This window comes from Xanthobacter luteus (assembly GCF_040049235.1).
Taxonomy (GTDB): Bacteria; Pseudomonadota; Alphaproteobacteria; order Rhizobiales; family Xanthobacteraceae; genus Xanthobacter.
In genome coordinates this window covers 238,590-255,353 of record NZ_JBDZDO010000009.1, presented here as the reverse complement: position 1 = coordinate 255,353, position 16,764 = coordinate 238,590, and the positions used below count along the sequence as shown (strand labels likewise).

The following is a 16,764-nucleotide window of genomic DNA, read 5'->3' as shown; positions in this document are numbered from 1 at the left end:
AGCCGACGATCAGGATCTTGTGACCCATCTGCGCCAGCGCCGCCAAAGTGTTCTGGGACGTCGTCGACTTGCCGATGCCCCCCTTCCCGTAAAATGCGATCTGTCTCAGCGACATCTTGCTCTCCTTCTAACCGGACACAAAAGATCACCGCGCGCGTGGCGCGAGAGGTTCACGAATGGAATGTCTCGTCGGGAACGCACGGCGGGCTGTTGGGAAGGAGCGCCACGCTCGCTTTCACGTAGGCGTGCACTCAGCCCTCACTCGCTGTAGCGGCACGGTCCGAGCAATCGGCGTGCCAGAGCCGCCGTGTCCTCCTCAAGGCGTTGATTCATATCAATGCAGCGGGGGTTGCCGCGGTCGCGCCCCAGGCCTCACCGGACGCCCGGAAGGTGTGTCGAACCCGACAGGCCGGCGCGCTCCTGTCGCAATTGGAACAAGCCGGCCCGGCCCCGGCGGCGCCAATGTGTTGGCGCCGCGGTGCCTTCAGCCGGCCGCGCGGGACGGGAACGGAACTTGCTTGAGAGGAAACGCCCGCTCGCGTGCGGGGAGCCCGGCGCCGGTGCGCGGCGCGGCCCCAAGCGCGGCGCGACCTGAAGCGAGGATCAAAGATGCAGATCGGCGTTGAGACGTCCAAGGCGGTGGACCAGCGGCGGGTGTTCGTGGTGGACGAGGACGAGATCACCCGCGCCGCGCTCCAGTTCATGCTGCACGACGAGATCGAGACCCACGAGATATCGAGCCCCGAGGAAGCCTACGAGAAGGGCGTCGACTGGCTGAAGCCGGACGTGGTCCTGCTCGGCGTCGGCTTCCTGAAGAGCCGGGGCGCGAATCTGGTGAAGGAGATCAACGGCCGGTTCCCCGGCGTGCGCATCCTCGTCGTCACCGACAAGGCGGACGAGGCGGTGGCGGTGGAGGGGCTGAAGGCCGGCGCCCACGGCGCGCTGGTGAAGCCGCTCACCATCGAGAGCGTGCGCAAGAAGGTGGACACCATCCTCGGCCGCGGCGGCGCCCAGCCGCTGATCCAGCTCGGCAGCCTGTGAGCCGTGGCGCGCGTTGTCTTCTATGAGAAGCCGGGCTGCGCCACCAATGGCCGGCAGCGGCAGATGCTCGCCGCCGCCGGCCATGAGCTGGAGGTGCGCAGCCTTTTGGCCGAGCCCTGGACCGCGGCGCGCCTTCGCGCCTTCTTCGGCGCGACCCCGGTGGCGCGCTGGTTCAACCCGGCGGCGCCCGCGGTGAAATCGGGCGCGGTGGACCCGGCCTCGTTGGGCGCGGACGAAGCCATCGCGCTGATGCTCGCCGACCCGCTGCTGATCCGCCGCCCGCTGGTGGAGGCCGACGGCGTGCGCTGCGCCGGCTTCGACCGGGCGCCGGTCACCGACCTCCTCGCCGAAGCTGCGGCGCTGCCAGAGGGCTGCGCGCGGCCGGGTGACGCGCCGCGCTGCCCGGACCCCGCGCCATGAGCCACCCCAACACCGCGCTCGCCGACCCGCCGCCGGAGGCGGCGGAGGCGCAAGCGCGGCGCGCCGGGACGGCGCTCGGCTATCACCAGCGCACCAAGCACACGCTCAAGGCCTATGCGGCCGGCCCCGAGACCCTGGACTGGGACGCCCAGCCCGACCCCTTCCGCACCTATGATGGCGCCCCGGCGCGCGCTTTGCCGCTGACCGCGCGGGCGCTCGACACGCGCTTTTGCGACCTGTTCGGGTCCGACGCGCCGCCGCCCGCGCCGCTCGGCCGCGACAGCGTCGCGGCGCTGCTGGAATTGTCCTTCGGCCTCAGCGCCTTCAAGCAGCTCGGGCCGGACCGCTGGGCGGTGCGCGCAAATCCCTCGAGCGGCAACCTGCATCCCACGGAAGCCTATGTGCTGGCGCGCGGCGTCGCGGGGCTCGACGACGGCGTGCATCATTATGTCAGCCGCGACCACGCGCTGGAGCGGCGCGCGCGGCTTGCCCCCGGCCCGGCGCGGCTGCTTATCGGCCTCTCCAGCGTCGCGTGGCGCGAGGCGTGGAAATATGGCGAGCGGGCGTTCCGCTACTGCCAGCTCGACACCGGCCATGCGCTGGGCGCGCTCATCCATGCCGCCGCCGCGCTCGGCTGGCGGGTGCGGCTCGTGCCGGCCGGCGCGGGCGCGCTCGCCGCGCTGCTCGGCCTCGACCGCGCCGCCGACTTTGCCGGCGGCGCCGAGCGGGAGGATCCCGAGCTGCTGGCCGAGATCCTGGTCGGCGCGCCGGCGCCGGAGGGCCTGCCGGCGCTCGCCGCCGATCCCGACTGGCGCGGGCACGCCAACCTGCTGGACCGCCATCCGCTCTATCGCTGGCCGGTGATCGACGCGGTGAGCGTCGCCACCGCCGCTCCGGACGCGGCGCCGCAGCCGGAGGCGGGGCCGGCCCGGCCTGTCGCGCCGCCCGCCCCCCCGCCGCCGGACGGCGGCGGCGCGGTGCGTGCCGCCGCGCTCATCCTCGGCCGGCGCAGCGCGCAGCGGTTCGACACCCGCGCGATGCTGCCGGCGGCCGACTTCTTCCGCCTGCTGGCGGCGCTCGATCCCGGCGCGCCGGCTTTCTCCGTGTGGGACTTTGCGCCGCGCCTGCATCCGGTCCTGTTCGTGCACCGGGTCGAGGGCCTGCCGCGCGGCGTCTATGCCCTGCCGCGCCGGCCCGGAATGGCGGGCACGCTCAAGGCGGCCATGCGCGCCGACTTCGACTGGAGCCCGGCGCCCGGCGCGCCGGACCACCTGCCGCTGTTCTGCCTCGCCGAGGCGGATGCGCGCGGCGTCGCCCGCACCGTGTGCTGCCACCAGGCGATCGCCGGCGACGGCGCCTTCAGCCTCGCCCTGCTGGCGGAGTTCGCCCCCCTGGTCGCCCGCGATCCCTGGCGCTACCGGCAATTGCACTGGGAGGCGGGGCTGCTCGGCCAGGCGCTCTATCTGGCGGCGGAGGCGGCCGGCATCCGCGGCACCGGCATCGGCTGCTATTTCGACGACGAGGTGCACCGGCTCCTCGGTCTCGCCGGCGCCGACCTGCAGTCGCTCTACCACTTCACCGTCGGCACCCCTTTGGACGACCCGCGCATCCTGAGCGAGCCGGCCTATGCCGGCCGCCCCCTCTGACGCCGAGACCGGCACGGAGAAGACCCATGTCCGAGCGCCCCGCCTTCCGCCCCATCTCCGCCGCCGCCGCCGAGGCGCTGCTGAAGGCCGGCGGCGTGCTCGCCCTCGACGTGCGCGACCGCGCGAGCTTCCTCGAGGGCCACGTGGAGGGCGCCCGCAACATCACCTTTTCCGACCTCGCCCAGGTGATCAACGGCACCAGCCGCGCCAAGCCGGTGCTGGTCTACTGCTATCACGGCTTCGCCAGCCGCGAATATGCGCAGGTGCTGTGCGATTTCGGCTTCCGCGCGGTCCACAGCCTGGAGGGCGGCTACGCGGCGTGGGCGGCGGCGCAGGCGGGCGCGGGGGCGGCGACGCCGGACGAGGCGGTGCACCGCTGGCTCGCGATCCAGGGCTTCCCGCAGGACGGGGTGAACGCGGCGGCGGAGCACGGCATGACACCGCTGATGCGCGCCTGCCGGGAGGGCCTCGAGGCCATCGTCGCGGCGCTCCTCGTGGCTGGGGCGAAGGTCGACGCCCGCAATGCCGATGGCAACACCGCGCTCTGGCTCGCCTGCGTCGGCGGCCACCTGCCGGTGATCGACGCTTTGGTGGCGGCGGGCTGCGCCATCGACAACCGCAACGACAACGGCGCCACTGCCCTGATGTATGCCGCCTCGGCCGGGAAGGCGGAGGTGGTGGCGCGCCTTCTGGCCCACGGCGCCGACACGCGGCCCGAGACGCTCGACGGCTTTTCCGCCCTCGACCTCGCCGCGACCCGCGACTGCCTCGATCTGCTGCGGCACGCCACGCGGGCCAAAATCCAGGCTTAGCTTACGAGGCGTGGGCTTCCGGGGCGCGCGCCCCGCGCCGGCCTCAGCCGCGCCGCTCCGCGAACACGGTGCTCTCGAAGTCGAGCACCAGGTCGCCGTGCTGGTTGGTGCCGGAATTGTAGACCCGCAGCACGCCCCATTTCGGCCGCGAGCGGCTCGCGGTCTTCTCCTTCGGCTCGGTGACGTAGGTGATGGTGTCACCGGCATAGACCGGCTTCAGCCAGCGCATGTTGGTGAAGCCCGGCGAGGGGCCGACCATCGGCACCCGCTCGCCGCGGGCACGCTGCTCCTCGGCGCTGCGCACGTTGAACTCGATGAAGCAGCGCATCCAGGTGGCGGAGGTCAGCCAGCCGGAAGCCACCAGCGCGCCGTAGAGGCTGCGCTTGGCCGCGTCCGGGTCGACGTGAAACGACTGGAAGTCGTACTTCTCGGCGAAGGCGATCATCTCCGCCTCGGTGAAGGTGTGGTGCCCCAGCACGTGGCGCTCGCCCACCTCGATGTCGTCGAAGAACTTCATGCGAGGCGCGCTCCCGGATTGCGGCGGCCGATCATGATGACGCAGACCGCATCGAGGGCAACCGACCGGTCGGGCTTGAGCATCTCGAAGCGGAAGGTGACGAGCCCCATTTCCGGCCGGCTCTTGGAGGTGCGGCTCTCCAGCACGGTGCGGCGCAGGGTCAGCACGTCGCCGGGAAACACCGGCGCCTTCCACTTGTTCTCGGTCACGCCCGGCGAGCCCATGCCGGCCGAGCGCTCGAGGAAGCCCTCGCAGACGAGGCGCATCATCACCGCGCAGGTGTGCCAGCCCGAGGCGGCGAGGCCGCCGAGCAGCGAGGCGGCGCCCGCGGCCTCGTCGAGGTGCATGGGCTGGGGATCGAACTCGCGCGCGAAGGCGAGGATCTCCTCGCGCGTGAACTCGTAGGAGCCGAAGGTCTTCACCTCGCCGACGATGAAATCCTCGAAGAAGAGATCGGCCAAGGCGGGCCTCCAGGTGCATGAGCGGCGATCCAACTGGAGGATCGCCGCTGCGTCAAGAACGGGGGCGGATTTCAGGCGGGGCGGTCGGCGCGCCATTCGATGGCGGTGGCTTCCGGGCCGAGATAGGTCAGCTCGAAGCGCATCACCGCCGCGCCGTCGGGCCGGCACGCCAGCGCCTGCCGGCGGAACACCGCCCAGCCGGGACGATGGGCGCTCGGGCGCACGCTGTCGAGGATGGTGGAGAACACGATCTCGTCGTCGGCAAAGACCGGCGCGATCCAGCGCAGGTCCTTGAAGCTGAAGCCGATGCCGGCCGGGGAGATGGCCTCGGGCGCATCCTTGGCAAAGCCGCCGGCGTCGTGCGCGCCGACGAACAGCTTCATCCACACCGCCATGGTGTGCCAGCCCGAGCCGATCAGCGCCCCGTAGGGCGAAAGGCGGCCCGCCTCGGCGTCCACATGGAAGGGCAGGGGATCGTACTGGCGGGAGAAGCGCAGCATCAGCGCCTCGGTGAACACGAACCGGCCGATCTCGATGCGCTCCCCGAGGCGTGGGAGCCCCATGAGGTCTCGCTCGGTCTGCGAGCCGGGCTCAATTGGCGAAGCGGAAGTGCAGCACATCGCCGTCCTGAACCACGTAGTCCTTGCCTTCCAGCCGGAACCGGCCCGCCTCGCGCGCGCCGGCCTCGCCCTTGAACTTCACATAGTCCTCATAGGCGATGGTCTCGGCGCGGATGAAGCCCTTCTCGAAGTCCGAATGGATCACGCCCGCCGCCGCCGGCGCCTTGGTGCCACGGGTGATGGTCCAGGCGCGCGCCTCCTTGGGCCCGACGGTGAAATAGGTGACGAGCTCGAGCAGCTCGTAGCCGGCGCGGATCACCCGGTTGAGGCCGGGCTCGTCGAGGTCGATGGCCTCCAGATAATCCTTCTGGTCGTCCGGCGGCAGCACGGCGATCTCGCTCTCGATCTTGGCCGACACCACCACCGCCTTGGCGCCCTCCTGCTCGGCGCGCGCGAACACCTGGGCGGACAGCGCATTGCCGGCCTTGGCCGAGGCCTCCTCCACGTTGCACACGTAGAGCACCGGCTTGGCCGTCATCAAGCCGAGCTGGGAGAACAGCTTTTCCTCCTCCGGCTTGACCTCGGCGAGGCGGGCGGGCTTGCCCTCGCGCAGCAGCACCAGAGCGCGGGTCATGAGGTCGAGGGTCTCCTTGGCCTCCTTGTCGGCGCCCTTGGCCTTCTTCTCGAGGGCCGCGGCGCGCTTCTCCAGGCTCTCGAGGTCGGCCAGCATCAGCTCGGTTTCGATGGTCTCGATGTCGTCCACCGGTGCGATCTTGCCCTCGACATGGGTCACGTCGCCATCCTCGAAGCAGCGCACCACATGGGCGATGGCGTCGCACTCGCGGATGTTGGCGAGGAACTGGTTGCCGAGCCCCTCGCCCTTGGAGGCGCCGCGCACCAGGCCGGCGATGTCCACGAAGGTGAGGCGGGTGGGGATGATCTGCCCCGAGCCGGCGATGGCGGCGAGCGTTTCGAGGCGGGAGTCGGGCACCGCCACGTCGCCCACGTTCGGCTCGATGGTGCAGAAGGGGTAGTTCGCCGCCTGCGCCGCCGCGGTCTGGGTGAGCGCGTTGAACAGGGTCGACTTGCCGACGTTCGGCAGGCCGACGATACCGCATTTGAATCCCATGGATCAGATCTCGAAACGCTCTGGCCCGGCAAGGAACGGATTGACGACCTCGATCCCGTCCACATGCTGGCCGTGGTGAAGGTCCTCGCTGAGGAACAGCTCGCACCCGAAGGCATGTGCCGCCGCTATTAACGCGGAATTCGAGAAAGCAAAGCCCCATTCGCGATGGACCAGCGCCGCCTCGGCGGCGATCGTGGGCCCGGGGAGGGCGCGGCACCACACCTGCATGGAGGCGAGATCGGCCATCAAGACGTCGAAGGGGACGTGCTTGAACCGCTTCAGGATGCTCGCGGCATACTCGCTGAGCACCTGCGGGCTGATCACCAGCAGGTCACGCGCCGCCAGCGCCAACACCCAGCGCCGCGCCGCCTCCTGCTTCGCCGGGACCAAGGGATCCCTCAGATAGAGCAGGATGCTGGTATCGACGAAGCAGGTCCCGTTCAAGCGCGCGCTCGGCATGGAGGTCGTCCCGGTTGAAGCCCGTCCCGGCTCCGGGCATGGGCGGACCCGAGAGGAAGCGCTCAAGCGCCTCGCGCTGGGTGAGCCGGCGTCCCAGACGGTGTTCGAGCAGATCGGTTATGAAGCGCGTCAGGCTCTTGCCTTCTTGCGCTGCGGCAATGCGCGCCCGCGCAAACGCCTCGTCGGGAAGGGAAATCGTCAGGCTCTTCATGGGGCGGTTCCGATCCCGAATCTTGCAGCGACTGGATTCTAGTCAAAGTCAGGTGCGCTAGATATGGGCCGCGCCACGCCGTGGTGCGACATCCTGACACCCTACCCGGCTAACGGCGATGGTGCAGTGCACCATCGCCTCCGGGCGCCAATGCGGGGGCGCCGGCCGACCCGCCCAAGATCGTCGCGGGACATCCTCGCCGCTTGCGCAATCTTGACTTGCGTGGCCGCTGGCGGGGCATACGCTTTCCGCACCAATGACGAATCGCGGGCGGTGGCGCCCGCAGGCCGAAGGTTGCGATGCCCGAACTGCCCGAGGTGGAGACCGTCCGCCGCGGTTTGTTGCCCGTTCTGCAAGGTGCCGTCGTGGAAAGCGTCGAGGCGCGCCGTGCCGATTTGCGCTGGCCGCTGCCGGACCATTTCACCGAGCGCCTCGCCGGCCGCCGCATCGAGGCGGTGGGGCGGCGCGCCAAATACCTGCTGGCGGACCTGTGCGGCGGCGAGGTGCTGATCCTGCACCTCGGCATGTCCGGCTCGATCCGCGTCGAGGGCGCCCCTGCGCGCGGGCGCATGCCGGACTTCCATTATCCCCGCGCCCCCGCGGGACCCCACGACCACGTGGTGCTGCACCTCGCGGGCGGCGTCACGGTGACCTTCAATGATCCGCGCCGCTTCGGCGCCATCCTGATGGTGCCCTACGACCGGCTCGATTCCCATCCGCTGCTGCGCGGCCTCGGGCCCGAGCCGCTGGGCAACGGCTTCAATGCCGAGCATCTGGCGCGGGCGTGCGCCAGGAAGCGATCGCCGCTCAAGGCGGCGCTGCTGGACCAGAAGGTGGTGGCCGGGCTCGGCAACATCTATGTGAGCGAGGCCCTGCACCGCGCCCACCTCTCGCCGCGCCGCTCCGCCCACACCCTCGCCACCAAGGACGGCCGGCCGACGCTGCGCGCCGAGCGCCTCGTCGTCGCCATCCGCGAGGTGCTGCGCGAGGCGATCCAGGCGGGCGGCTCCTCGTTGCGCGATCACCGGCGGGTGGATGGGGCGCTGGGCTATTTCCAGCACGCCTTCCGCGTCTATGACCGGGAGGGCGCGCCATGCCCGACCTTGCACTGCAAGGGCACCGTCCAGCGCCTGGTGCAGGGCGCCCGCTCCACCTTTTTCTGCGCCGCCTGCCAGCGCTAAGGCGCCGGCCGGCGGTTCAGGCGGCGCGGCGCGGACCCACGGCGCGGCGCGGGGCGAAGCTGTCGGCGTCGGCGGCCGCCCAGTCGGCGGCGTAGGGGGTATCGTCGGGCGCATCGACGAGCGCGCCGGAGGGAACGAAGGTGTAGAGCCGGTCGAGCGGCTTCACCTCGATCGGGCTGACCCGGTGCCAGACATGGTGCGGCAGCAGCTCGCGCGGATGCTCGAGGCCGGCCGCCGAGATCAGCCCGGCCAGCGCCTCGAGCGTGTGGCGATGGAAGCTCTCCACCCGCTCCGCCTTGTCCTCCACCACGAGGCCGCGCTGGAGGTGCGGATCGTTGGTGGTGACCCCGGTGGGGCAGGCGCCGGTGTGGCAGCGCATGGACATCACGCAGCCGAGCGAGAACATGAAGGCGCGCGCGGCGTTGCACCAGTCGGCGCCGATCGCCATGTTGGCGGCCATGGAGAAGCCGGAGATCACCTTGCCCGAGGCGGCAAGGCGCACCTCGGACCTGAGCCCGGTGCCCACCAGCGCGTTGCGCACCAGGATCAGGCCCTCGCGCAGCGGCATGCCCACATGGTCGGCCAGCTCATGGGGGGCAGCGCCGGTGCCGCCCTCCGCCCCGTCGACGACGATGAAATCGGGCCGGATGCCGGTCTTCAGCATGGCTTTCGCGAGCGCGAACACCTCGCTCGGATGGCCGACGCACAATTTCAGCCCCACCGGCTTGCCGCCCGACAGCTCGCGCAGTTGCGCCACGAATTCCATCATCTGAACCGGCGTCGAGAAGGCCGGGTGGCGCGCCGGCGAGATGCAGTCCTCGCCCATGGGCACGCCGCGCGTCTCGGCGATTTCCGGCGTCACCTTGGCCGCCGGCAGCACCCCGCCATGGCCGGGCTTGGCGCCCTGCGAGAGCTTGATCTCCACCATCTTCACCTGGTCGAGCAAGGCGCGCTCCTGGAACCGCTCGGGCGAGAACGAGCCGTCGCGGTTGCGGCAGCCGAAATAGCCCGAGCCCAGCTCCCACACGATGTCGCCGCCATGGGTGCGGTGGTAGGGCGAGAGGCCGCCCTCGCCGGTGTCGTGGTAGAAGCCGCCGGTCTTCGCGCCGAGGTTCAGCGCCTCGATGGCGCGGCTGCCGAGCGAGCCGAAGCTCATGGCGGAAATGTTGAGCACCGAGGCCGAATAGGGCTTGGCGCAGGCGGGACCGCCCACGTTGACCCGGAACGACTCCGTGGCCATCGGCGTCGGCGCCAGCGAATGGGTCATCCACTCGTATTCGGCGGCGTAGGTGTCGAGCTCGGTGCCGAACGGCTGGCGGTCCTCCTGGTTCTTGGCGCGGGCATAGACCAAGGAGCGGTCGTCACGGTTGTAGGGCTTCTCGGAGAGGTCGTCCTCCATGAGGTACTGGCGCAGATAGGGCCGCACCGCCTCGAACATCCAGCGCACCGAGCCGATGAGGGGATAGTTGCGCAGCAAGGTGTGGTTGGGCTGGGTGATGTCGAACACCCCCACCATGGCGAGGGTGAAGAAGCCGCAGAACACGAAGATCCAGGCGTGGTGCGCGCTGAACGACAGGACCAGGCTGACCAGCGCGCCGACGAGCACGAACAGGAAGGCGCCGTAGCGCCGCAACAGGGCCCGGGTGCTCGCGTCCATCCATTCGGCCATGGGCTTCCTCCAGATTTTGGCGGCTAAGCTATCCCAGGCCAAGGCGAAGCGCACGCTGCCGTGCGGTAGTCCCGGCGCCGCGGTCCGCGCCCGCCGGGGCGGCGGGCGGGGGTGGCGCCGGTGCGCCCGCGCGCCATATAAGGGGGCAGGGCGCCCGCGCGCCGCTTCCCGACAATCGACGTTCCGGCCGGACCATGGACCTTGCTTCCCGCCCCTTCGTGAAGATGAACGGCCTCGGCAACGAGATCCTGGTCATCGACCTGCGCGCCGACCCGGTCGAGGTCTCGCCGCAGGCGGCGCGGGCGCTGGCGCGGCCCGGCGTGCTGCCGTTCGACCAGGCGATGGTGCTCTATCCGCCGCGCCGGGCCGGCACCGCCGCCTTCGTGCGGATCCTCAATTCCGACGGCTCGGCTTCCGCCGCCTGCGGCAACGGCACGCGCTGCATCGCCGCCTTGGAGGCGCAGGTGACCGGCGCCGACCATGTGGTGTTCGAGAGCGAGGCCGGCCTGCTCGACTGCCGCGTCCATGCGGACGGCACGGTGAGCGTGGACATGGGCGCGCCGCGCTTTTCCTGGCGCGACATTCCTTTGGCGCACGACGTGGGCGACACCACAGCCGTGATGATCGAGGGCTTCGAGCCGCTCGGCCCGGCGAGCTTCGTCAGCATGGGCAATCCCCACGCGGTCTTCTTCGTGCCGGACGCCGGCGCGGTGGACGTCGCGGGCCTCGGCGCGGCGCTGGAGCGCCATCCCTTGTTTCCCGAGCGCGCCAACATCTCCTTTGCCAGCCTCGCCGGGCCGGACGAGATCCTGCTCCACGTGTGGGAGCGCGGCGCCGGGCGCACCCGCGCCTGCGGCACCGCCGGCTGCGCCGCGGCGGTGGCGGGCGCCCGCACCGGCCGCACCGGGCGCACGGTGCGGGTGCGTCTGCCCGGCGGGCTCCTGGGCATCGACTGGCGGCCGGCAGGCCAGGGGCAAGGCGAGGGCCAAGGGCACGACAACGGCCATGTGGTGATGACCGGCCCGGTGGAGCACGAATTTTCCGGCCGCATCACCGCCGCGATGCTGGGCGAGGCGGCCTGACATGGCGCACGGCCCCGCGCCCGAGGTCCTGAGCTTCGGCTGCCGCCTCAATGCGCTGGAAGGCGAGGCCCTGCGCGCCACGGCGGACGCGGCCGGGCTCTCGCGCACCCTGGTCGTCAACACCTGCGCCGTGACCCAGGAGGCGGTGCGCCAGGCGCGCCAGGCGATCCGCCGCGCCAAGCGCGCCGACCCGGACCTGTGGGTGGTGGTCACCGGCTGCGCGGCGCAGATCGATCCCGGGGCGTTCGCCCGCATGCCGGAGGTCGCCGCCGTGCTCGGCAATGGCGAGAAGGTGCGCCGCGCGGCCTGGGACGCGCTCGCCGGCGCGCCCGATTTCGGCCTTTCCGGCGCGGCGAAGGTCGCCGTCGGCGACATCATGGCGGTGCGCGAGAGCGCGCCGCATCTGTCCGACCGCTTCGACGCCCACACCCGCGCCTTCGTCGAGGTGCAGAACGGCTGTAACCATCGCTGCACCTTCTGCATCATCCCTTACGGGCGCGGCCCCTCGCGCAGCGTCGCCATGGGCGCGGTGGTGGGGCAGGTGCGCCGCCTCGTCGAAGCCGGCCATCGCGAGGTGGTGCTCACGGGCGTGGATCTCACCTCCTACGGCGCCGATCTGCCGGGCGCGCCCACCCTCGGCAGGCTGGTGCAGGCGATCCTGCGCCAGGTGCCCGAGCTCGCCCGGCTGCGGCTCTCCTCCATCGACGCCGCCGAGGCGGACGGCGCGCTCAAGGCCGCGCTCGCCGAGGAGCCGCGCCTCATGCCGCACCTCCACCTCTCGCTCCAGGCGGGCGACGACATGATCCTGAAGCGCATGAAGCGCCGCCATTCGCGCGCCGACGCGCTGGCCTTCGTGGACGAGCTGCGGCGCCTGCGGCCGGACCTGGTGCTGGGCGCCGATCTGATCGCCGGCTTTCCCACCGAGACCGAGGCGCAGTTCCGCGCCACGCTGTCGCTGGCCGAGGCGGCGGGGCTGTCCTTCCTCCACGCTTTCCCGTTCTCGCCCCGTCCCGGCACGCCGGCGGCGCGCATGCCGCAGGTGCCGCCCGCGATCGTGGCGGAGCGCGCGCGCCGCCTCAGGGCCAAGGGCGAGGAGCTGCTGCGCCGGCATCTCAGCGCCCAGGTGGGCGCGCGCCGCCTGGTGCTGGTGGAGGCGGGCGGGCGCGGCCACACCGAGCATTTCACCCCGGTGCGCATCGCCCGCGCGCTGCCGCGCGGCAGCGTGCAGGCTTTGCGCGTCGCCGGCCATGACGGCGCGCGCCTGATCGCCGCCTGATCCGTTGAGAGAGATCCCATGAGCGAACAGGATAAGACCGGCGGCTTCTGGAGCCGCCTCGCCAAGGGGCTCACGCGCACCGCCTCGTCCTTGAGCCAGGGCATCGGCGACCTCGTCACCAAGCGCAAGCTGGACGCGCAGACGCTGGAGGACCTGGAGGACATCCTGATCCGCGCCGACCTCGGCACGACGACCGCGGCGCGCATCGTCGAGAGCGTGGGGGCGGGGCGCCACGACAAGCAGATCTCCGCCGAGGAGGTGAAGAGCCTGATCGCCCGCGAGGTGGAGCAGATCCTTGCGCCGGTGGCGCAGCCGCTGGTGCTGGACGGGGCGAGGAAGCCCTTCATCGTGCTCATGGTGGGGGTGAACGGCTCGGGCAAGACCACCACCATCGGCAAGCTCGCCGCCCAGTGGCGCGCGGAGGGCAAGAAGGTGCTGCTGGCGGCGGGCGACACCTTCCGCGCCGCCGCCATCGAGCAGCTCAAGGTCTGGGGCGCGCGCACCGGCGCGCAGGTGATCGCCCGCGAGCCCGGCGCGGACGCCGCCGGCGTCGCCCACGACGCCATCACCGCCGCCCGCGAGAGCGGCGCCGACGTGCTGCTGATCGACACCGCCGGCCGGCTCCAGAACCGCGCCGAGCTGATGGCCGAGCTCGAGAAGGTGGTGCGCGTCATCAAGAAGCTGGAGCCCTCCGCGCCCCATGCGGTGCTGCTGGTGCTCGACGCCACGGTGGGGCAGAACGCGCTCTCCCAGGTCGAGGCGTTCGCGCGGGTGGCGGGCGTCACCGGCCTCGTCATGACCAAGCTCGACGGCACGGCGCGCGGCGGCATCCTGGTGGCGATCGCCGCCAAGCACGGTTTGCCGATCCACCTGATCGGCGTGGGCGAGGCGGCGGAGGACCTCCAGCCCTTCGCGGCGCGCGACTTCGCCCGCGCCATCGCCGGGCTGGAATAAACGTCAGCGCCCCGGCCGGGCGAACAGGTCCACGTGGCCGATGCGGCACGAGGCGGCCTGCCGGCGCGCCGCTTCCCACGAAGCAAGGTCATCCGGCGGCACGCCGCCATGCTCGCGCGCCGCGTTCGCCGTGCCTTCGGCGAGCGCCGCGATGAGCGCGCGGTCGCCGGCGTCGAGGCGCCAGGGGCTCTCGTCGATCATCACCGCATGGCCGGCCGCGGTCAGCGCCTCGGCCAGGATCGTGGCCGCCGCCGGCCCGGCGGCGGGACCGAAGCCCTTGTCGCGCGCCTGATGGGCCCGGAAGGCGCCATGCACGGCTGCGTCGGCGGGATGGGGCGGCGACCACGCGTCGCAGCCGTCGCAGGTCAGCGCGGCATGCACCATCACGCTTGCGCCCGCCATGGCGCCGGCGAAGGCGCGGCACCATCGCGCCGAGGCGAGGTCGAAGAACGCCGAGGCGGTGACGAGATGCGGCGCAAAGGCGAGCGGCGCCGCCGGGTCCGCCGCGAGGTCGGCGGCGGCGAACGAGACCCGCAATTCCCGCCCGCCCCAGTCGAGCACGAGGTCCGCCCCGTCCGGCCGCGCCGCGTCCGCCTGCGCCGCCAGGACCCGGCGGGCGGCGGCGGCGAGCGCCGGGTCGTGGTCGACCAGCACCCAGTGCTGGCGCGGCCCCAAGAGCGGCGCGAGCGCGCGCAGGCTCGCCCCGGTGCCGGCGCCGAGGTCGCAGATGCGCGGCTCGGGAAAGGCCGCCAGGGCCGCCGCCACGGCGGCGTCGATGGCGGCGCTGCGGGCGCGCCGGTCGGCGTCCTCCCGCAGCGCGAGCCAATCGGGCGAGAAGCCGCTCACGATGCGCGTCCGCCGACCCGCGCGAGCGTCGCGGCGATGGCGCGGGCGCCGTCCGCCCAGCCGGGCAGAGCCGCCCCGGCGGCGAAGGCGACATCCGAAAGGCGCCGCCGCAAGGCCCGGTCCGCGATCACCTGCCGCAGCGCCGCGGCGAGCGCGGGCGCCTCGCCCGGCGGCACCTTGAGGCCGGCGCCGTCCGGCACCGTCTCGCCCGCCGCGCCGCCGGTGGTGCAGATCACCGGCAGGCCGCGCTTGAGCGCCTCGGCCAGCACCATGCCGTAGCCCTCGTAGAAGGAGGGGTGCACGAACACGTCCGCCGCCTGGTAGGCCGCCTCCACCTGGGCGGGCGCCAGCGCGCCGACGAACCGCACGCGGCCTTCGGGCAGGCGCGCCGCCTGCGCGCCGACGGCGGCGGCGGTGGCGGGGTCGAGGTCGAGCGCGCCGACGACGGTGAGCGAGAAGGGGAGATCGCCGAGCCGCGCCAGCGCGTCCAGAAGCACGTCGTAGCCTTTGCGCGGGATCACCGAGCCGATGGCGAGCAGGCGCACCGGATCGCCATCGCCCGGTGCGCGCGGCGCCGCGGCGGTGCCCGGCAGAGCGAGGGTGACGGCAGCCGGCGCGACGCCATAGTCCGCCGCGAGCAGCCGCGCGGTCGACGGCGCGGTGACCACCACCGCTTGGCAGCAGGCGAGCGCGGCCCGCTCGCTCGCCTCAAGAAGGGCGCGGGTCTCAAGGTCGAGCCCGGTCTCCAGCGCCAGCGGGTGGTGCACCAGGCCGACGAGGGGGCGCCCGAGCGCCGCGAGCCGGTGCGCCGGCAGCGCGCCGAGCGCGAGGCCGTCCACCAGCAGCACGGTGCCCGCCGCGGTCGCGGCGAGGCGGTCGAGCGCGCGGCCCACCGCCTCGGGGGAGGTGAGCGGGAAGCCCGCGCCCAGCGGCAGCGGCGCGATGTCGAGGCCGAGCGCCTTCAGCTCCGCCAGCATGCGCCGGTCGTAGGCATAGCCGCCGGTGGGGGTGTCGAGATCGCCGGGAAAGGCGAGCACGGCGCGCAGCGTCACGACAGGTCGGCCTCGAAGGCGGCGCGCGCCACGTGGGATTCGTGCAGCGTCACCCTGAGGCGGGCGATGCCCTCGCCGCCGGCGCCGAGCGCGCCCGCGCGCGCCGCCTGCGCCATGCGGTCGAAGACGTGGCGGCAGAGCACCTCGGTGGTGGTGTTGCGGCCGGCGAAGTCGGGCACGTCGTCGAGGTTGCGGTAATTGAGCGGGCCGAGGATCGCCTTGAGCGCATCGTGGGCGCGGCCGATGTCCACCACCACGCCCTCCGGGGTTAGGTCGGGGCGGAAGAAGGCGACGTCCACCACGAAGGTCGCCCCGTGCAGCGCCTGGGCGGGGCCGAACAGGTCGCCCTTGAAGCTGTGGGCGATCATGATGTGGTCCCGCACCTCGACCGAATACATAAGCGCTCCTCTCGTCTGGATCAGTAGCGGATCACGGTGGCGATGCCCGGCGCGCCCTCTGCGAGGATACGCCCGAGCGCGGCGGGAAGATCATCGAATGCCAGCTCCTCGGTGACGAGCGCGTCGAGCCGATCGTCGGCCAGCAAGGCCAGCGCGGTGGCGCGGCGGCGGGCGAAATCCCAGCGCGGGCGGCGCGCCGGCGGCAGCGATCCCACCTGGGAGGAGACCAGCGCGATGCGCCGGGAATGGAAGGCGCCGCCCAGCCCCAGCGTCACCGGCCGGTCGCCGTACCAGCTCATCTCGACGAGCCGTGCCTCCGGCCCGCAGCAGGCGAGCGCGGCGCGCAGCCCGGCGCCGCTGGCGCTGGCGTGGAACACCACGTCTGCGTCGGCGATCCCCGCGCCGTCCGAAGCCCAGCGCGCGCCGAGCGCGGCGAGGATCGCGGCGCGGGAGGGGTCGGGGTCGATCGCGGTCACCTGCGCCCCCGGCAGGCGCGCGGCGAGGGCGGCCACCAGCAGCCCCACCAGGCCCGCGCCGACGACCACGATGCGGTCGCCGGCGCCGGCGCCGCTGTCCCAGAGCCCGTTGAGCGCGGTCTCCATGTTGGCGGCGAGGGTGGCGCGGCGCGCCGGTACGCCGTCCGGCACCAGGCTCGCCTGCGCCGCCGGCACGAGGAAGCGGTCCTGGTGCGGATGGAGCACGAACACGTGGCGGCCGAGGAGGTCGGCGGGCCCGTCCTCCACCTGGCCGACGGCGCAATAGCCGTATTTCACCGGAAACGGGAAATCGCCCTCCTGGAGCGGCGCGCGCATGGTGGCGCGGTGCTCCGGATCGTTCAGACCGGCGAACACCAGGCGCTCGGTGCCGCGGCTGAGCGCGCTCCAGCACGTCGCCACCAGGAGGTCGTCCGGCCCGCGCGCGGGCAGCGGGGCGGCGCGGATCTCGGCCAGGCCCGGCGCCACGTACCACAAGGCGCGGGCCTGATCCTTGCTGCGGCATTCTGCCGCATCCCTCGCCGTCATGCCGCCGTCCCCGTACTGCTGGTGTGCG

The 16,764-nt window shown here is 72.4% G+C and carries 20 protein-coding genes; 8 read left to right on the top strand and 12 right to left on the bottom strand.

The genetic code is table 11. From position 1 onward, the window contains the following. Positions 1 to 115, bottom strand: a 115-nt coding sequence (locus ABLE88_RS23315) for an ArsA-related P-loop ATPase (protein ID WP_348833994.1), incomplete at its 3' end; no start/stop codon positions are given. A gap of 494 nt (positions 116 to 609) precedes the next feature. Here ABLE88_RS23315 and ABLE88_RS23310 point away from each other — a divergent pair. The 4 genes from ABLE88_RS23310 to ABLE88_RS23295 are packed head-to-tail and all read left to right on the top strand — an operon-like array spanning position 610 to position 3,919. Beyond that, entirely contained in the window at positions 610 to 1,041 is a 432-nt protein-coding gene (locus ABLE88_RS23310; protein ID WP_348834282.1) for a response regulator, read from the top strand. Positions 1,042 to 1,044: 3 nt separating this feature from the next. After that, the gene (locus ABLE88_RS23305) at positions 1,045 to 1,461 is read left to right on the top strand and encodes an ArsC/Spx/MgsR family protein (RefSeq protein WP_348834280.1); all 417 of its coding nucleotides are present in this window, start codon (positions 1,045 to 1,047) and stop codon (positions 1,459 to 1,461) included. Then, a complete protein-coding gene (locus ABLE88_RS23300; RefSeq protein WP_348834279.1) occupies positions 1,458 to 3,107 on the top strand; it encodes a SagB/ThcOx family dehydrogenase in 1,650 nt (549 codons plus the stop codon). The genes ABLE88_RS23305 and ABLE88_RS23300 overlap by 4 nt, the downstream gene beginning before the upstream one ends. Before the next feature lie 26 nt (positions 3,108 to 3,133). Continuing rightward, positions 3,134 to 3,919 (top strand): ankyrin repeat domain-containing protein, encoded by a 786-nt coding sequence (locus ABLE88_RS23295; protein ID WP_348834278.1) that lies wholly within the window; start codon positions 3,134 to 3,136, stop codon positions 3,917 to 3,919. 43 nt (positions 3,920 to 3,962) lie between these two features. Here ABLE88_RS23295 and ABLE88_RS23290 read toward each other — a convergent pair whose 3' ends face one another. The 6 genes from ABLE88_RS23290 to ABLE88_RS23265 all read right to left on the bottom strand — a co-directional run bounded on the left by ABLE88_RS23290 (position 3,963) and on the right by ABLE88_RS23265 (position 7,256). Further along, positions 3,963 to 4,436, bottom strand: coding sequence for a MaoC family dehydratase (locus ABLE88_RS23290; RefSeq protein WP_348834277.1), 474 nt, complete (start codon positions 4,434 to 4,436; stop codon positions 3,963 to 3,965). After that, positions 4,433 to 4,897, bottom strand: a complete 465-nt coding sequence (locus ABLE88_RS23285) for a MaoC family dehydratase (protein WP_510182939.1) — start codon at positions 4,895 to 4,897, stop codon at positions 4,433 to 4,435. Before ABLE88_RS23285 ends, ABLE88_RS23290 begins: the two co-directional genes overlap by 4 nt. Before the next feature lie 71 nt (positions 4,898 to 4,968). Then, on the bottom strand, positions 4,969 to 5,460 hold the full coding sequence (locus tag ABLE88_RS23280) for a MaoC/PaaZ C-terminal domain-containing protein (RefSeq protein ID WP_348834275.1): 492 nt from the start codon (positions 5,458 to 5,460) through the stop codon (positions 4,969 to 4,971). A gap of 28 nt (positions 5,461 to 5,488) precedes the next feature. Next, a complete protein-coding gene (ychF, locus tag ABLE88_RS23275; protein ID WP_348834273.1) occupies positions 5,489 to 6,586 on the bottom strand; it encodes a redox-regulated ATPase YchF in 1,098 nt (365 codons plus the stop codon). A 3-nt stretch (positions 6,587 to 6,589) separates the two neighbouring features. Then, positions 6,590 to 6,976, bottom strand: a complete 387-nt coding sequence (locus tag ABLE88_RS23270) for a PIN domain-containing protein (RefSeq protein WP_348834271.1) — start codon at positions 6,974 to 6,976, stop codon at positions 6,590 to 6,592. Next, a complete protein-coding gene (locus ABLE88_RS23265; RefSeq protein WP_348834269.1) occupies positions 6,918 to 7,256 on the bottom strand; it encodes a hypothetical protein in 339 nt (112 codons plus the stop codon). Before ABLE88_RS23265 ends, ABLE88_RS23270 begins: the two co-directional genes overlap by 59 nt. Before the next feature lie 299 nt (positions 7,257 to 7,555). Between ABLE88_RS23265 and mutM the strand changes: the two genes are divergently transcribed. Beyond that, positions 7,556 to 8,437 (top strand): bifunctional DNA-formamidopyrimidine glycosylase/DNA-(apurinic or apyrimidinic site) lyase, encoded by an 882-nt coding sequence (gene mutM, locus ABLE88_RS23260; protein ID WP_348834268.1) that lies wholly within the window; start codon positions 7,556 to 7,558, stop codon positions 8,435 to 8,437. 16 nt (positions 8,438 to 8,453) lie between these two features. Here the strand turns inward: mutM and ABLE88_RS23255 are convergent, their stop codons facing one another. Then, the gene (locus ABLE88_RS23255; RefSeq protein WP_348834267.1) at positions 8,454 to 10,106 is read right to left on the bottom strand and encodes an FMN-binding glutamate synthase family protein; all 1,653 of its coding nucleotides are present in this window, start codon (positions 10,104 to 10,106) and stop codon (positions 8,454 to 8,456) included. Positions 10,107 to 10,300: 194 nt separating this feature from the next. On the opposite strand from ABLE88_RS23255, the gene dapF reads away from it, so the two are divergent. Genes dapF through ftsY form a run of 3 tightly spaced genes read left to right on the top strand, consistent with a single transcriptional unit; the run spans position 10,301 to position 13,418 of the window. Next, positions 10,301 to 11,188 carry a diaminopimelate epimerase gene (gene dapF, locus ABLE88_RS23250; RefSeq protein ID WP_348834265.1) on the top strand — a complete coding sequence of 296 codons (888 nt, stop codon included), beginning with the start codon at positions 10,301 to 10,303 and terminating at the stop codon, positions 11,186 to 11,188. Between the two features lies 1 nt (position 11,189). After that, positions 11,190 to 12,464: a tRNA (N(6)-L-threonylcarbamoyladenosine(37)-C(2))-methylthiotransferase MtaB gene (mtaB, locus tag ABLE88_RS23245; protein ID WP_348834264.1), complete on the top strand. Its 1,275-nt coding sequence runs from the start codon at positions 11,190 to 11,192 to the stop codon at positions 12,462 to 12,464. Positions 12,465 to 12,482: 18 nt separating this feature from the next. After that, positions 12,483 to 13,418 carry a signal recognition particle-docking protein FtsY gene (ftsY, locus tag ABLE88_RS23240; RefSeq protein ID WP_348834263.1) on the top strand — a complete coding sequence of 312 codons (936 nt, stop codon included), beginning with the start codon at positions 12,483 to 12,485 and terminating at the stop codon, positions 13,416 to 13,418. 3 nt (positions 13,419 to 13,421) lie between these two features. Here the strand turns inward: ftsY and ABLE88_RS23235 are convergent, their stop codons facing one another. Genes ABLE88_RS23235 through ABLE88_RS23220 form a run of 4 tightly spaced genes read right to left on the bottom strand, consistent with a single transcriptional unit; the run spans position 13,422 to position 16,736 of the window. Beyond that, positions 13,422 to 14,264, bottom strand: a complete 843-nt coding sequence (locus tag ABLE88_RS23235; protein WP_348834261.1) for an SAM-dependent methyltransferase — start codon at positions 14,262 to 14,264, stop codon at positions 13,422 to 13,424. Further along, a complete protein-coding gene (locus tag ABLE88_RS23230) occupies positions 14,261 to 15,316 on the bottom strand; it encodes a glycosyltransferase family 4 protein (RefSeq protein ID WP_348834259.1) in 1,056 nt (351 codons plus the stop codon). Before ABLE88_RS23230 ends, ABLE88_RS23235 begins: the two co-directional genes overlap by 4 nt. After that, positions 15,313 to 15,714, bottom strand: coding sequence for a 6-pyruvoyl trahydropterin synthase family protein (locus ABLE88_RS23225; protein ID WP_348834258.1), 402 nt, complete (start codon positions 15,712 to 15,714; stop codon positions 15,313 to 15,315). Before ABLE88_RS23225 ends, ABLE88_RS23230 begins: the two co-directional genes overlap by 4 nt. 20 nt (positions 15,715 to 15,734) lie before the next feature. Beyond that, positions 15,735 to 16,736, bottom strand: coding sequence for a zinc-dependent alcohol dehydrogenase (locus tag ABLE88_RS23220; RefSeq protein ID WP_348834256.1), 1,002 nt, complete (start codon positions 16,734 to 16,736; stop codon positions 15,735 to 15,737). Between the last annotated feature and the right edge of the window lie 28 nt (positions 16,737 to 16,764).